This is a genomic window from Streptomyces agglomeratus, from assembly GCF_001746415.1.
Lineage (GTDB): Bacteria > Actinomycetota > Actinomycetes > Streptomycetales > Streptomycetaceae > Streptomyces > Streptomyces agglomeratus.
This window is the reverse complement of record NZ_MEHJ01000001.1, coordinates 1,703,393-1,716,934: the sequence shown is the minus strand read 5'-3', so window position 1 is coordinate 1,716,934 and position 13,542 is coordinate 1,703,393. Positions and strand designations below refer to the sequence as shown.

Here is a 13,542-nt window from a genome sequence, read left to right as displayed (position 1 = left end):
GCGATAGACCTCATCAGAGCCATGGAGGGCTGCGACCGTGCAGACGCTCAGCGACGCGCAGAGATCATTCTTCGAGACGTCGGTATCGACGTACCAGCAAGATCTGGCGGGCGATACCAGCGCCCAGGCGTATCTGACGAGCCGCGGGATAAGCCCGCAGGTCGCCGCTACGTACCGCCTGGGCGTCGTACGCCGGCCTCTGGCCGGGCATGAGGCCCGCACGGGGCGCCTGGTTATCCCGTACCTGACCCCGGCAGGGCCGGTGAACTTCTCCTTCAGGTGCCTGAAGAACCACGACTGCAAGACCGAAGGTTGCCCCAAGTACCTGCCGATCGACGGCATGGAACGCAACCTCTACAACGTCGCCGCACTGAAGGCGGACAGCCCCTTCCTGTGCATCGCTGAGGGCGAGCTGGACGCGCTGACGCTGTCCATGTGCGGCCTTCCGGCCGTGGGCATCCCCGGCGTCAAGCACTGGAAGAAGTGGTGGACGCGTTGCCTGGACGACTTCGACGTGATCTACGCCTTCGGGGACGGTGACGAAGCCGGCGGGAAGATGGCGAACTTCCTCGCCCGGGAGGTCAAGGCCCGCCCCATCAACATGCCGAGAGGAGCGGACGTCAATGACGTCTACCGAGAACAGGGAGCCGAAGGGCTCCGAGCACTCATCGACTGACGAGACCGAGAACGAGATCAACGCTCACCAGCACATCCGTATCGGGCTGGCCCTGCTGGTGGAGGACCGGGAGCACTGGCACTCCCGCGAGGCCATAGCGGCCTTCCTGCAAGCCGAGCTTGAGCACGCCTTCGAGGAGGCCGCGTAGATGCTGAGCCTGAAGACCAAGACGCCCGTCCGCTTCGAGTGGAGCGACGGGGACGTAGAGACCACGGTCACCCTGGACCCCGGCGAGGACGAGAACGTACTGATCCGCAAGCTGAAGCGGATCGTCGCCCTTGCGGAGGGCGAGCCCGCCCTTCCCACGCGCGACCCGGCCGCCCCGAGCCTTCCTGCGCCGTACAGGCCGCCCGTGCACAGCGCCACGGTGCAGGCCAACGGCTGGGCCGAGCTTGCCAAGCCCTTGGCCGCCCCGCCCGAGCTGCCGGAGGACCGGCAGGGCGAGTGGGAGCTGATCAAGCCGGGGGAGGACGCGTGAGGCACTTCTGGCACTGGCTGTTCAATCGCGAGATGCACCGCAAGGGATGCAGCTGCCGAGGGAGAGGACGCATTGTGCAGGCGAGTAAGAAGCGAGCGTCCCGGGAGGACGAGACCGATGGCAGTTGACAGCGAGTGGTTCTGCGTGGAGCTGCCGAACGGCTCCCCAGCGCCAGGCACGGACGGTGCCCGCCTCCCGAACAAGGAAGCGGCGGCCGGGCTGGCCCGGCGCCTGGCCCCGGAGACCGGTCAGCCCCTGACCGTCGTGAAGTACAGCAGGAAAGAGGTGCGGACCTTCCAGCGGTCGATCTCCGTAGCAGAGGCTGACGTGGTCTCCACGGTCCCGCCTCCGGCGTGACATCATGGGGCCGTCGGCTTCCTCTCCAAGGACTATGGGTCGACCACGCTCCGAGGCCGTACTGGGTACGTCCCGGCCGTCGGAGCACCGCCCCGGTCCGGGCTGATCCCCCGACCTCTCTCCGGGGCGTGGCCCGGCGGGGAGGGGGGCTTTACCAAGCCTCCCCGCCGGTCTCCACTACGCAAAGACCCCCTCCTTGCCTTCGGGCTTGGAGGGGGTCTTTTTTGCGTTCCCCGAGAGGTGCGCTGCCGTACGTCAGGCTACCCGCCATTGAGCAGCTGCCAGAGTCCGGTAGCTCCGCCCGTGCCTACGGCCGCGGCGGCCACGCTCCACTTCCAGACCTTGCTCTCCAAGGTGGAGAGCTTCACCTTCAGCTCCGCCACTTCCCGCTCCACGGTGTCCGTGCGCTGGAGCGCGACGTCCAGCCGTCCGTTCAGCTTGGCGAAGCCTGTGTCCACCGCCCCTCGCAGGTCTGCGAGCGCGACGGCGACCGACCCTGTGTCGTCGTTCACGCTGCCGCCTTTCTGCTGTTCACCACCCAGGTCTTGGCTGCTGCCAGGACCAGGGCCAGAGGCGCCGCCCACCAGAGGCTGACGTCTCCGAGTTCCACGATCGCGACAGCCAGGGCCGCCTCTGCGCCGGTCCAGCCGGCGCGCTCCACGATGTCCATGTAATTCACGGTCACTCCCTCAGTGATGGCGGGCGCAGGCGGTCCAACGCCTCCGCTGTGGCCCGGTCCAGCACTCCTGTGACCGGGAGCTTGAAGAGGTTCTGTACGCCCCGCAGAGCGGCCTTCGTGGCGTTGTCCATGTCCCCGGTCTCGGGGAGCCGAAGGGCCCTCTGGGCCGTCTTCACGGCCTCTCGCTCGGCCGTGTTGGCCGGCGCGATGATGACCGTCCTGGGCATCCACTCACCGGGGCTCACGAGACGGCCTCCGGCCAGTGCCAGGTGTTCTCTCCCCGGCCCTCGTCGTGCGCGACGTCGCGTATGGGTTGGAATGACGTCTCACCCGGCGGTACGCAGGAGAGCCATACCGAGTCCAGGTCGTCCTGAGTGACGACCCCGGCCCAGCAGCGCTCGCCGTTCCAGAAGTGGACCCAGTCCCCGACGATGGGGTCCCGCTCCGCCTTGGCGACGGACTGGCGCCGTGCGTACGAGAGGAAGGGCGCGGGGTCGTACTTGTCCTGCCCGTCGGCTTCGATCAGTTCGTATTCCACGTCTGTCCTTATGCGGTGATCACGTCAGCGATGGTGCGCAGCTCTACCCAGAGCACCCCGCCGTAGTTGGACCGGTTGGTGCCCGGCTGGGCCTTCTGCTCGAACTTGTAGTCGTCGATGACGACCAGGTATGAGAGGTCGTCCGCGAGGTCTTGGAAGCTGACCGCGTCCCCCGCGGCGAAGAGCTGCTCAAAGCTTTCGAGTCGGGCGCGGGTGCGTCCCTCGGAGCCCACCATCTGTCCGTGTCGGTCCTTCTCCTTGTCGAAGCACAGGAGGGGGATGGTGAACACGCGCTGGCGCACGCTCCCCGGCATGGCCTTGAGCTGCCAGCCGTTGATCTCTCCGCCCTCGGTGGTGTCCACGGCTGAGCGGGACAGCGTCAGCTTGAGCTGAATCCACTCGGCAGCTGTGGCGGGGGACGTCAGAATGACGTCCTCAATGGCCGTGGAGGAGCCCTCGGAGACGGTGATGATGGAGGTGTCGGCTCCGCCGGCGTCGATGACCGAGACGCCCACCGAGCCCATGAGGCTCGTCGGGGTCTTGACCGTCACGAACTTGTAGATCTTCGGCTCAAGCGTGTTGTAGCGGACGCGGCCGGTCTTGAGATATCCGGACGCCTCCAGCACGCTTGCGGACTCCAGATACGAGCCCTGTCCCGTCACGGCGAGGGCCATACGGTTGCTGTTGCCGAAGACGGTGACCGCGCTGACCTCTCCTGTCACCTTCGCCTGGAGGTCCGTGGCGTACGCGTAGCGCACGCTCGGGGACCCGCCGTTGTCCTGGATGGGCTGGCCCAGGTCCACGCGGTACAGGCCCGACTTGCTCTCGATGGCGTTCGTACAGGCGACGAAGAAGAAGCGATCGTACGCAGCGATGCTCTTCACGCCGCTGCTGTTCTCGATGAGCAGCGGACCGTACTTGATGTCGCCCTGCTCGTCGATCTCTCCGACGCGGAAACCCCGGGAGGTCCCGATGCCGATGAAGGTCCCCAGGTACGTAGTCATGCAGTGCACGACCTCACCGCGCGGCAGCTGGGCCGCGATGATGCCGCCGGAGGCGAGCGTGGGGACGTTGCCCGAGGTGTCCAGGACAAGCTTGTAGATGTCCGACTGCGAGCCGGCGTAGCCGCTCGCGTAGATGGCGTTCGTGCCCTCCGCCATGTCGGTCCAGGTCCACGCGCTGTTGAGGTGCGTGAAACGGAGCGTCTTCACGCCTGCGCTGGTCGTCTCGTGCAGGGCGTTGTCGAGCGCGACCATGATGCGGCCCTTGACCCAGCGCACGAGCGCGTTCGTGGTCCCAGTGGCCGTCCAGGCGGCTCCTGCACCGTTGCCGGCGCCCCGGTACACCTGGACGTTGTCCGCGGCGTAGTAATTCGTACCGTCGGACGTCAGGGAGCGGATGGTGTTGGCGCCGCCCCACGTGATGGTGGTGATGGCTGCGCCCGTGTCGCTCTTCAGAACGTTGCCCACGGCCGACCAGTACCGGTCTGTGCCGTCGCTCCAGCCCAGCAGGTGATGACGGTTGGCCGTGGCGTCCGCGATGCGCTGGGAGGTCTCGCGCAGGAGCGTGAGCCTGCCGTTCACCCAAGGGTTCACGCCCACGCTCTCCGCGTACCTGATCGCGTACTGGTTGTCCGAGCTGGGGTCCTGATAGAGGACCCCCTGGCCCCCGATGAAGCTCGCCTGCGACCGCAGCCACCAGGCTGCCAGCGACTGCTCTCCCGGGATCTGCTGCTGGTCCACCTGCTCTTTGCGCATGGGCGCACCCGAGCGGGTCATGGGCCGCTCATCGTTGATGGCGGAAAGGAACGGCATCCCGCCGATGGCGTACGAGTACGCCACGTCGGTGAGGCCGTACGTGGACGCCGAAGACGAGCGCCCGCTGAGCGGGAACGGCAGCCGTGCAACGATCCCTGCCATGAGCCTTCCTTACGCCACGCGCTGGAGCTTGAGCCAGGAGTGCTCTCGGACGATGGTGCCGGTGACGTCGGACGTCAGCTGAGCCCACATGAAGCTGTACGTGCCCGCGGTGCCTGCGGTGACGAGCAGGCCCCGGAGCATGATTGCCGCGTCCGTGGCGGTGCCGTAGGCGCCCGAGCTGCGGGCGGCCGTGAGGTCGTTGCCCAGGGCCCTCATCAGCGCAGGCTCAGCCGTGGCGGCGGTGTCGACGAGGTTTCCGGTCCAGGTGCCGGTTGCCCCGGCGGGGGCAGACCAGTCGATATTCAGACGGCCCTGGCTCGCGCCGCCATCGGCGGCATAGGCGATCATGGCTTCCATCACGTAGACCGCATTGGCGGCTACGGACAGCTGGAGGTCCGGGTCTGCCGAAGGCGTCGGATCGGATGCCCGGTTGGTGGCGCTCGTCTTACGGGCAAAGAGGATCTGCCCGACGCCGGAGACCGTCAGGTCTCCCGTGACCACCAAGGAGTCATCCGTCTTCAGTGTGTTCGCCGCGGAGCGGTAGAGCGTGGTGTCCGGAGCGGAGGCGCCTCCGGCGCCCCAGCTGATCGCCCCGTCGGCCTGGATATCCAGGCGGCTCTGCGTGTCACCCGTAACGCGCGCGCTGTACGACGTGGTGGATGCCGAAGAACGGTACGAGCGGAAGAGCCCCAGCGTGGCGAGGGTGCTGCTCCCCTCGCGGTAGAGAATGGCGTCTGCCGTCGTGGCGCCATTGCTCCACTGGAGCTGCCCGCTGCCCACGACTGCCAGGCGGGGGACCGTGTCCCCGGTAACCCAGTAGGCGGCCACCATGGCCGCCGTAGATGCGCCCTGGAAGAAGGGTCCCCCGGTGAAGACCTGAGCCCCCGAGTGCGTGGGTGTGCCGGTGAAGGTGCCCGAGAGGGCCCCGGCGTTGATCGTGGGAGACGTCAGGGTCTTGTTCGTCAGGGTCTGAGTGTCGGAGGTGCCGACGATGGACCCTGTGAGGCCGTGGACGGCCCCTGTGGCCCCCTCGTGCGTACGGAAGTCCGTCAGGTCAATGGCGTTGACCACGTGGCGCACCACGGCGCCCAGGGAATGCGACTGAGCGGACGTGCCACCGAAGCCACGGGTCACCGTGAGAGTCAGTCCGGCCACTGCCGTGACTGTCACCAGCTCTTCGGCGGCGCTGCCGTAGTCGAGCGCCAGGACGTAGGGGAAAGTGAGCGGGAAACCACCGGTTGACCCCACGGAGATGGATGTGGAGCCGGCTGCGATCGAGCCCGTCAGGGTCGTCTCCACGGCCGTGTTGCTGTAGAAGTAGCTGTTCGCCATGTCAGCTCCCCTGGAACGTGGCGTAGTTGGGGATCTCCGCGAACATCAGGCTTCGCTCCTCTTCCAGGCGCTCTGCGTAGAGCGAGGCGTTCATCTGGATCGCGGAGGAGATGTCCCGCGGGGACACGAGCATGGCCCGCTCCGTGGCCTCCACGCTCTGCTGCTGGAGCCGTCCCGACAACAGGGCGGGAAGCACGCGCTTGAGCGTCCCGTAGAGAACCAGGTCCACGTAGCGGTCCGGGTAACCGGTCACCGTGGCGAAGTCGTCCGCGCCGGCAGACAGCGTTGCCGGGGCCTTGGCGTACACGACCTTGACGGCCTGGCCGGGCGTGATGGCGTCGAAGAGCTGGATCGACTTGCCTGACGCGAAGTCCGTCGTCCGGGCCTTCGGGTTGTAGCGCCAATTGGACATGGGCTGTGAGATCTTGCTGGGCCCGACCGTCTTGGCGACCACGTACCAGACGTCCTTCACGGCTGCGGGCAGCTCGTATTCCATCTGAGCCGCGTTGTACGTGATCTCGGTCGTGTCGAACACGACCAGGTGCGGGTACAGGGCCGTGATGGTGTCGTTGAGGGCCTCTTTGATGCGCGCCCGCGGGAAGGCGGGCGAGGCGGTCACCAGGGCGTTGGCCGCGTGTGCTGCTGCCGTGGTGCCCTCGTACCCACGCCCATTGGCCAGGCCCATGACGGAGACCACGCCGCTCGTGGGCTCGAACGTCTTGACCAGGATCAGCTCATCGTCGATTTCGACGATGCCCCGGGACAGGTTGGCCACCGTGCCGGAATCGCACGTGAAGGACGTGTCGTCAGCGTCCATGGGCGCAGCCAGCTCGGACACTGAAGCCTGGTCCAGGGTGAAGCCCATCGTCTGCTGCTTCACGCGTGTGACGAGCTGATTGAAGGTCGGCATTGGTCGCCCTCAGTTCAGCCGGGTGGCGATCATCGTGCAGTGATACACGGACGACGCGGTGGCGCCGGCGGTGGCGTTGACCGTGATGGAGGTGGCACCGTCCAGGTTCACGTGCAGCGTGTACGGCCCGTTGGCAGTATTGGAGGCCGTGGCACCCGTGCCGTTGCCGGACACGGCCAGTACGGCCATCACCGTCGAGCCCTTGCGGAACTCGAAGTTCGAGGCGTCCACAGTGCCCACGGTGCCGGACAGGCCGCACCAGATCTCCACCCGGTAGTAACCGGCCGGGGGTGTGGTGAGCGTGGCCAGAGCCGCGTTGATGGCAGGGGCGGCCGTTTTGGCGCCGTGCGCCAGGGACTCGTTCCTGTATGCGGGACTGCCGTCAGGCATGTCAGGCCCCCTTCATGGGGCCGGCGACGTTGAAATCGCGGCCATACGCGGCGCCGACCTTGTCACTGGCCTTGATGGCGGCCGTGACCTTCTGCATGGTCGTCCCGTCGGGCTGTATGCCCTGCTTACGGGCGTTGGCGTACGCCGACAGCTCGGCGTCCCACTTCTTCTGCGCGGTGCCGTCCAGGCCCTTACTGGGGCTCGCCAGGTACGTCTTCACGCCCTTGGACTGAAGGCACGCGCCGTACGAGTCGTGGTCCTTGGTCCTGCACCCCGAGGTGCAGCGCTCGCCCGTCACTGCTGCCCCTCCGTGCGCGTGGGGATCTGGACGCAGCGGTCCAGGATCTCCTGCTCGTCCTGGTTGGTGATGGTGCTGTTGCCGCCGTTACCGGTCGGCTCGCAGTCCTTGTCCATGTCGCCCTCACTGAGCGGTGAAGTTGGCGTCCGTGACGCCCACGCCAGCCGCTATCAGAGCGGCCTTGGTGTCGTCCGAGACGGTGTACTCGTGACCGCCCATGTACGTGGTGGTCGCTGCCGCGATCTCGTCCTGAGTCGGGAACCGCAGAGCCCGGTAGGCGCCCAAGGTCTCCAGAATCGTGATCCCGCGGGCGAGCTTGATCCGGTAGAAGAGCGGGTTCGACCAGGACGCCGGACCCTCGTCGACAGACGGGGTCCGGAACGTCCAGTCCGCCATCAGCTGCTGTTGATGGTGGAGGTCGTCTCGGCGCGGATCAGCGCCTCTTCGCGGTAGCGCTTCCAGCCCGCCACGCCGTACCAGCCGAGAGGCCGGAAGCGCGCCAGCTTGTCCACGACGGGACCGGCGACGATGTGGAACTCGTCCGCCACAGCCTCCGCAAGGGCCTGCTGGCCCGCGTAGTACGTACGGAAGCGCCTCACCGTGTTGTCGCCCGTACCGGCGTCCACGGAGTTGTAACAACGAGGAGTCTCCACGTAGAAGGCGCCCTCGTAGGCGCCGACCTCGCCCGCCCAGATGTTGCCGACCGCGCTGTACTCGTGAGGCTGACGCCAGCCGCCCACACCGGTCTCCGAGCGGAGGTCGTACGCGACCTCGGGGTGGATCGCGGCCCAGTACAGCGAGCCCTTGCGGGGCACCGCCTTGTTGGCGCGGAGCTTGACCGGAGCGAGACGAGCGATGGCGGACGTGAAGCCGTCCGTGGCCGCCATAGTCGTGCCGACCGGGACGGACGCGGTGCCGTTGGTCGCGTAGCTGACCACTCCAGCCTTGCGCTGGATCACGTTGGTGCCGGCTCGCAGCTCGGTCTGAACGATCGAGTCCACGGAGTCGGCCGCGTTGTAGGCCACGATGTTGGCGATGGCCGGGTCCACGTCCGTCAGCGAGAACAGGTGCAGCTTGCGGGTCCTCAGGACCGGGTTGCCGTACTCGTTCAGCGTGAGCGTCACCGTGGTCGGGTTGCCCAGGGCGACCGAGTCCGGGTCGGTCGTCTCGGTGAGCGCGGTCGTGGCCGTGGCCATGTCCTGGTACCGCTCAAGGACGATGGACTGACCGGGGGCGGTCATGTTGTGCGGTCGCTTGTCCGCCACAGCCCGGAACAGGGGCTGGCTGCGAAGCGCGAATTCGAAGGTCTTGTCGTACGCGGTCTGTACCGCATTCGACATGGCCGTCATGTCGGTATAGGCGTTAGCCATGGTGGCCTCTCACCCCTTCCGGGGTGCCGTAGGGACGGGGAGAGGTCAGAAGCTCGTCCAGTCGTGCTGACTGCCGTTCGCGCGCATGAGCGCCGCGAACTGCTCGGGGTTCGCTGCCTTCAGTGCGGCGGCGAGTTCCTTGTCAGTGCCCTGCGGAGGCGCCACGCCCTGCGTGCCGGCCTCCTGCATGCGCTGGAGTGCGTCCTGACCATCAGCCGGAACGGTGGAGACCGGGGTCCCGGGGGGCTGCTCCTCGCCCTGCTCCTGCCCATCGGCAGGAAGCTTTGCGAGGGCGCCGCCGTGGGCGGTCAGCCAGTCGTCCAGCTTGTCGGGCTCGCCCGTGTACAGCGTTGCCGCTGAGGGGGCGTACCCCTTCGCCTTGAGCGCGTCCGCTACCTGGTTCTTGACCTGCGCTGCCTTGAGGCGAGAGTTCTCGTCCTCCAGCGCCTTCACCTGTCCCGAGAGCTTGGCCAGTCCGTCACGGAACCACTTGGGGCCCTGCTGCTGGTCGTTCGTCTCGCCCAGGTCCGACTGGTCGTCGGTGGGGTCAAATCCGAAGCTGTACTCGCTCACTGCAAACTCCCTGTACTCCCTCGCGGCCTACTCGCCCCCGGGGAAGGGGTCCGCGCTCCGCTACCGGACTTGACATGGGACGGGGCCGGTGTATCCGTCGCGGCGGGACTGTACCCCCGTTTTGTACAAGACGTACAACTTGTACCCCAGGGCAGCACAAAGCCCCCGATCCCTGACCGGGGGCTAAGGCAATTCGCGCGCTCAAGGGCGCTTACGTCTGACGATACCCAGCGTTCAGGCCCTGGCTCGAAGAGCCGCGGCCTCCGGCGAACATCGCCCTTTCCTGACTCTTCAGCCGCTTGCCCTTCTCGGCCGCGTTCTCGGACCCCACGGTCCGCGCGGCGCCGGGGGTGAAGACGTCCTGCTCCGCGTCCTTCTGGGACCAGCTGGAGCCGTACCGGCCCGCAAGGCCCAGCATCGTCTCGAAGCCCTCAGCGATCCTCCCGTAGCCCTCTTCCGCTTGGGCTCCGGTGATGCCCAGAGTCGCGTAGCCCTCCAGATCGGTGCGGTTCGCACCGAAGCCCCTGCGCAGAGCAGCGGCGCCGATGGCCGCCGCGGTGGCCTGCTTCTTCAGCAGGGGCTCTGCTCGCTTGCGGTCCAGGAAGTAGGCCGTCAGGTCGGCCTCCGCGATGCCGTACATCTTGTAGAGAGCCTGCTTGTAACTGGGGTTCGCCTGCTGGGTGGCCTCCACGGCCAGGTCCACCCGGCCCTTGATCTCAGTGGGCGACACGTCGCCGGCGATCCAGGACCGAAAATCCGCAGGGTTGTCGTAGAAGCCCTTGGGCAGGCCCGCGCTGTTAAGGATCTGGCGGTACGCCGACTCCGCCGACAGGTACTCGGCAGGGTTCAGGACGGGCAGCCCCGCTTTCGCGCGCACTTCGTTCGCGGCGAAGCGCTCCTTGTACTCCTTGGTGTCCTGGAGCAGCAGGCCGATGGTGTCGGCCCCGTACCCCTGCTTCACGTACTCGAAGATCTTGCCCGCCAGACTTCCCAGGCCGTACTGGCTGAAGAGGGACTTCAGCGCCATGTAGGCGTCCCTGTTGGCGCCCTTCAGCAGCTTGTCGAACTGGCCGTTGGCCTCGTAGACCTTGCCCTGGGCTGCCGTCTGCGCCTTCACGGCGGCGTCACGGGCCTTGACCGAGGACGCCATCACCCCCATTGCCCTCTTGCGCGCGTTGGCAGCGGCGGCCTTCTCCTTGATGCTGAGGCCCTTTTTGCCGAGCTTGGCCGTCTGCCGGGCAGCCTCCGCCTTGGCCCTGTTGTACTGGGCGTTAGCCGCAGAGGCGGCGCCCTTGTGCTTGCCCAGCTGCGCTCTCGCCTTGGCCACGGCAGCCTTGTTGCCCCCCGGCTCGGGCAGGTCAAGTTCGTCGTCGAACTCGTCCGGGATGTTCTGCTGTACGGGGTAGCTCATGTCAGTACGCCATCCCAAAGTCCTTGGCCACCTGGCGGGCGACCGTCATCATGCTTTCCCGGGCGTTGTTGGTCTTCCTCCACGCCGGGTCATTCCTGATCTGGTTCTCGAAATCCCACAACGGAAACTGGCTGCCGGCCTTACCGCCGGCCATCGCGCTGTAGATGTGCTTGTTGAAGAGATCCACATCGGTCTCAGGCAGCTCCAGGAGCGTCGACGCCGCCTTGATGTACGGCGCTGCCAAGTCCATGGCGTTCTGCCCTGCCATGATCTGCGGCGCGAACGCCTTGTACTTGGCCGCGGCGGCCCTGCGAATCTCGTCCTCGTACGTGCCCAGCGTGCCCTTGCCCGAGACCACGTCCACGGCGCTCTTCTTGTACCAGCCGGCGCTGTACTTCATCCCGTTGAGGTACGCGACCTCATGGAGCTTGTCCCAGGCATCCCCGGCTTCGCCCCACATGATGTTGCCGTGCGTCTGCGCACGGGCGCCGAACCAGTCCTTCAGTCTCGCGTCGGACCAGCCCAGGGCCAGCTTGTTGTAGATGCCGTCCCGCAGGAGCTTGGACGACCTGGCCTTGCCGTTGATCTGATTGCCCAGGCCGACGGAGACGGCCAGCTGGTTAACGGCCTTCTGGGCGTTGGCCCAGCGCTGCTTGTGCGTTGCCGGGTCGGTCGCCCTGGTGGTCAGGTACTTGCGCAGGGTGGAGGACTGGGACCTCCACCACTTGGAGTTCTTCAGCTCCGCCTGGAAGCGCGTGGCGCTCCAGGACCCCGCCACGGCCTTGTTGAACAGGCCGCTCAGCTCCTTGGAGCTGTTGATGAGGGCGGAGGACAGGCCGTACCGCTCGGCCAGCTCACGACGGTCCAGCTTCACCTGGACGGGGGCGCCCGCGGTGTACCCACCGCCTCCGCCCCCGCTCGCACCTCCTCCCAGTCCAGACCCCGTGTAGCTGTTGGCACGGTTCATGATGCTGTCCACGTAGCCCTTGATGGACGGGCCACCGGGCTGGGAGCGGGTGGACATGTGCAGGGAGGCGTTGCCCGAGTACCAGGCGCTTGCGGCGCCGCGGTAGCCGTACTTGTTGACGTACGACTGGAGCCGGCCGCGGACTACCGCGTCCTGCGCCTCACGGCTGTTCAGGTACTGCTGGGGCGTGAGCGTGCGCCCGTAGTACTGGCGCGTCCAGGACGGGATGTTGGCGCCCATGACCTGGTACCGGCCGTACGCCCGGTCACCGTTGACCCAGACGCCGACCGCGCCGTAGTTGCCGCCGGACTCCTGCTGGGTCAGGCTCCAGAGGAAGCTTTCGAAGTTCATCAGAAGCCCAACCCCATGTCACTCAGGACCTGACGGCCGATGTTCAGGGTCTTGTCCGCCGCGGCGGACGTCTTCCGCCAGGACGGGTCGTTGCGCACCATGTCCGTGAACTCACTCAGCCCCATGGGGGCCGGCTGCCCCTTGGCGTCCACCCTGTTGATGGCCGCCTTGATCTTCGGCGTGAAGACATTGACGTCTGTGTGCGGGATCTGAAGCTCTTCCGCCAACACCTGGACGTACGGCTGCGCCAGCTCATTCATGCTCGCGCCCGCCATGATCTGCTCCCCGAAGGCCGGGTAGAGCCCGGCCGCCTGCTCGCGCATCGAGCCCTGGATTTTCTCCATGGTCGTCAGCCCGCGCACCAGATATTGCGCGTTGTTCAGGATGGACTGCTCGGTGACGGAGACTCCGAGGTTGTATGCCTCGGCCTTGATCGCTTTGGCCGCCTGGCCGGCGACGCCACCCAGGGTGTGGTCCTTGGAGAACTTGACGTACTGCCCCAGGAAGTTCTGCACCTGGGCCTGTTGCCAGCCCAAATGGACCATGTTCCTGGCCAGCTCGTCCGTCTTCTTCTGAGAGAGGATGGCGCCCATCTCCACGGCCATCTGCCGGGCAGAGACCCGGGCGCCCTCCATGGTGGCCTTGTACGTCGCGGGGTCCGTCTTGGAGAGCAGCTGTGCCTGACGCACGGTGTCCGAGTTCTTCTTCCACCAGCTGCTGTTCTTGACCTCGGCGCTGAACTTCTCTGGGGTCCACTGACCGGCTACGGCGCCGTTCAGCAGCTTCATGAGGCTGGGCTGGGACTTGAAGAAGGCGTACGACATGCCGTACGTCTCGGCCAGCTCGTGAGCGTCCAGCCGCGGGGCGACTTCTTCGGCGTACCCGCCTCCGGAGGACGCGTCAGCGGCCACGCCGGGTATCCGGCGGCCCGCCATCCACCGGTCCATGTAGTAGCTGTCAGCCAGGGAGCTGATCTTCACCGCCGACCCAGGGCGGGGGGCGTGAATGAACTTCCCACCGCCCATGTAGATGCCCACGTGGTCCGGACCCGTCCGCTTGCGGTCCGTGTCGAAGAAGACCAGGTCACCGGGGCGCAGCTTGTTGGGCTGAACGCTGTGGCCCACGTTGATCTGCTCGTACGTGACGCGAGGCAGCTGGATACCCGCCTTGCCGTACACGTACTGGATTAGCCCGGAGCAGTCGAAGCCCCCCGGGCTGGTGCCGCCCCAGACGTACGGCGTGCCCAGGTAACCCCGGGCCGCCTTGACCAAGTCTTCTCCACGAGCTGCCATG

The 13,542-nt window shown here is 66.7% G+C and carries 19 protein-coding genes; 4 read left to right on the top strand and 15 right to left on the bottom strand.

The window, feature by feature from the left end; all coding sequences use genetic code 11:
- Nucleotides 1-37 precede the first annotated feature (37 nt).
- The 4 genes from AS594_RS46020 (at nt 38) to AS594_RS07175 (ending at nt 1,511) form a co-directional block, all read left to right on the top strand.
- Nucleotides 38-676, top strand: coding sequence for a toprim domain-containing protein (locus AS594_RS46020; RefSeq protein WP_069935032.1), 639 nt, complete (start codon nt 38-40; stop codon nt 674-676).
- Nucleotides 624-824 (top strand): hypothetical protein, encoded by a 201-nt coding sequence (locus tag AS594_RS07185; RefSeq protein ID WP_069935031.1) that lies wholly within the window; start codon nt 624-626, stop codon nt 822-824. The genes AS594_RS46020 and AS594_RS07185 overlap by 53 nt, the downstream gene beginning before the upstream one ends.
- The gene (locus tag AS594_RS07180) at nt 825-1,154 is read left to right on the top strand and encodes a hypothetical protein (protein WP_069935030.1); all 330 of its coding nucleotides are present in this window, start codon (nt 825-827) and stop codon (nt 1,152-1,154) included.
- A gap of 117 nt (nt 1,155-1,271) precedes the next feature.
- Nucleotides 1,272-1,511 (top strand): hypothetical protein, encoded by a 240-nt coding sequence (locus AS594_RS07175; RefSeq protein WP_069935029.1) that lies wholly within the window; start codon nt 1,272-1,274, stop codon nt 1,509-1,511.
- A gap of 260 nt (nt 1,512-1,771) precedes the next feature.
- Here AS594_RS07175 and AS594_RS07170 read toward each other — a convergent pair whose 3' ends face one another.
- The 15 genes from AS594_RS07170 to AS594_RS07105 all read right to left on the bottom strand — a co-directional run bounded on the left by AS594_RS07170 (nt 1,772) and on the right by AS594_RS07105 (nt 13,541).
- Nucleotides 1,772-2,023: a hypothetical protein gene (locus tag AS594_RS07170; protein WP_069935028.1), complete on the bottom strand. Its 252-nt coding sequence runs from the start codon at nt 2,021-2,023 to the stop codon at nt 1,772-1,774.
- Nucleotides 2,020-2,190 carry a hypothetical protein gene (locus AS594_RS44525; protein WP_167367994.1) on the bottom strand — a complete coding sequence of 57 codons (171 nt, stop codon included), beginning with the start codon at nt 2,188-2,190 and terminating at the stop codon, nt 2,020-2,022. Before AS594_RS44525 ends, AS594_RS07170 begins: the two co-directional genes overlap by 4 nt.
- A 2-nt stretch (nt 2,191-2,192) precedes the next feature.
- Entirely contained in the window at nt 2,193-2,435 is a 243-nt protein-coding gene (locus tag AS594_RS07165) for a peptidoglycan-binding domain-containing protein (RefSeq protein ID WP_069935027.1), read from the bottom strand.
- On the bottom strand, nt 2,432-2,728 hold the full coding sequence (locus AS594_RS07160; protein ID WP_069935026.1) for a hypothetical protein: 297 nt from the start codon (nt 2,726-2,728) through the stop codon (nt 2,432-2,434). The genes AS594_RS07165 and AS594_RS07160 overlap by 4 nt, the downstream gene beginning before the upstream one ends.
- Nucleotides 2,729-2,736: 8 nt before the next feature.
- Nucleotides 2,737-4,647, bottom strand: a complete 1,911-nt coding sequence (locus AS594_RS07155; protein WP_069935025.1) for a hypothetical protein — start codon at nt 4,645-4,647, stop codon at nt 2,737-2,739.
- A 9-nt stretch (nt 4,648-4,656) separates the two neighbouring features.
- Nucleotides 4,657-5,979 (bottom strand): hypothetical protein, encoded by a 1,323-nt coding sequence (locus AS594_RS07150; protein ID WP_069935024.1) that lies wholly within the window; start codon nt 5,977-5,979, stop codon nt 4,657-4,659.
- Nucleotide 5,980: 1 nt separating this feature from the next.
- On the bottom strand, nt 5,981-6,889 hold the full coding sequence (locus AS594_RS07145) for a phage adaptor protein (protein ID WP_069935023.1): 909 nt from the start codon (nt 6,887-6,889) through the stop codon (nt 5,981-5,983).
- 9 nt (nt 6,890-6,898) lie between these two features.
- The gene (locus AS594_RS07140) at nt 6,899-7,279 is read right to left on the bottom strand and encodes a hypothetical protein (protein ID WP_069935022.1); all 381 of its coding nucleotides are present in this window, start codon (nt 7,277-7,279) and stop codon (nt 6,899-6,901) included.
- A gap of 1 nt (nt 7,280) precedes the next feature.
- Entirely contained in the window at nt 7,281-7,577 is a 297-nt protein-coding gene (locus AS594_RS07135; protein ID WP_069935021.1) for a hypothetical protein, read from the bottom strand.
- 123 nt (nt 7,578-7,700) lie between these two features.
- Nucleotides 7,701-7,973 carry a hypothetical protein gene (locus AS594_RS07130; protein WP_069935020.1) on the bottom strand — a complete coding sequence of 91 codons (273 nt, stop codon included), beginning with the start codon at nt 7,971-7,973 and terminating at the stop codon, nt 7,701-7,703.
- Nucleotides 7,973-8,947 carry a N4-gp56 family major capsid protein gene (locus AS594_RS07125; RefSeq protein WP_079148694.1) on the bottom strand — a complete coding sequence of 325 codons (975 nt, stop codon included), beginning with the start codon at nt 8,945-8,947 and terminating at the stop codon, nt 7,973-7,975. Before AS594_RS07125 ends, AS594_RS07130 begins: the two co-directional genes overlap by 1 nt.
- 45 nt (nt 8,948-8,992) lie before the next feature.
- A complete protein-coding gene (locus tag AS594_RS07120) occupies nt 8,993-9,520 on the bottom strand; it encodes a hypothetical protein (RefSeq protein WP_069935018.1) in 528 nt (175 codons plus the stop codon).
- Between the two features lie 211 nt (nt 9,521-9,731).
- Nucleotides 9,732-10,931, bottom strand: coding sequence for a hypothetical protein (locus AS594_RS07115; protein WP_069935017.1), 1,200 nt, complete (start codon nt 10,929-10,931; stop codon nt 9,732-9,734).
- A 1-nt stretch (nt 10,932) separates the two neighbouring features.
- A complete protein-coding gene (locus AS594_RS07110) occupies nt 10,933-12,249 on the bottom strand; it encodes a hypothetical protein (protein WP_069935016.1) in 1,317 nt (438 codons plus the stop codon).
- Nucleotides 12,249-13,541, bottom strand: a complete 1,293-nt coding sequence (locus AS594_RS07105) for a C40 family peptidase (RefSeq protein WP_079148693.1) — start codon at nt 13,539-13,541, stop codon at nt 12,249-12,251. Before AS594_RS07105 ends, AS594_RS07110 begins: the two co-directional genes overlap by 1 nt.
- Nucleotide 13,542: the final 1 nt, after the last annotated feature.

Bases quoted from the DNA above. Each gene is read 5' to 3' on its own strand.
- AS594_RS07185 (WP_069935031.1), top strand. From the start codon at position 624: ATGACGTCTACCGAGAACAGGGAGCCGAAGGGCTCCGAGCACTCATCG.
- AS594_RS07180 (WP_069935030.1), top strand. From the start codon at position 825: ATGCTGAGCCTGAAGACCAAGACGCCCGTCCGCTTCGAGTGGAGCGAC.
- AS594_RS07175 (WP_069935029.1), top strand. From the start codon at position 1,272: ATGGCAGTTGACAGCGAGTGGTTCTGCGTGGAGCTGCCGAACGGCTCC.
- AS594_RS07155 (WP_069935025.1), bottom strand. From the start codon at position 4,647: ATGGCAGGGATCGTTGCACGGCTGCCGTTCCCGCTCAGCGGGCGCTCG.
- AS594_RS07150 (WP_069935024.1), bottom strand. From the start codon at position 5,979: ATGGCGAACAGCTACTTCTACAGCAACACGGCCGTGGAGACGACCCTG.
- AS594_RS07145 (WP_069935023.1), bottom strand. From the start codon at position 6,889: ATGCCGACCTTCAATCAGCTCGTCACACGCGTGAAGCAGCAGACGATG.
- AS594_RS07140 (WP_069935022.1), bottom strand. From the start codon at position 7,279: ATGCCTGACGGCAGTCCCGCATACAGGAACGAGTCCCTGGCGCACGGC.
- AS594_RS07130 (WP_069935020.1), bottom strand. From the start codon at position 7,973: ATGGCGGACTGGACGTTCCGGACCCCGTCTGTCGACGAGGGTCCGGCG.
- AS594_RS07125 (WP_079148694.1), bottom strand. From the start codon at position 8,947: ATGGCTAACGCCTATACCGACATGACGGCCATGTCGAATGCGGTACAG.
- AS594_RS07115 (WP_069935017.1), bottom strand. From the start codon at position 10,931: ATGAGCTACCCCGTACAGCAGAACATCCCGGACGAGTTCGACGACGAA.
- AS594_RS07110 (WP_069935016.1), bottom strand. From the start codon at position 12,249: ATGAACTTCGAAAGCTTCCTCTGGAGCCTGACCCAGCAGGAGTCCGGC.
- AS594_RS07105 (WP_079148693.1), bottom strand. From the start codon at position 13,541: ATGGCAGCTCGTGGAGAAGACTTGGTCAAGGCGGCCCGGGGTTACCTG.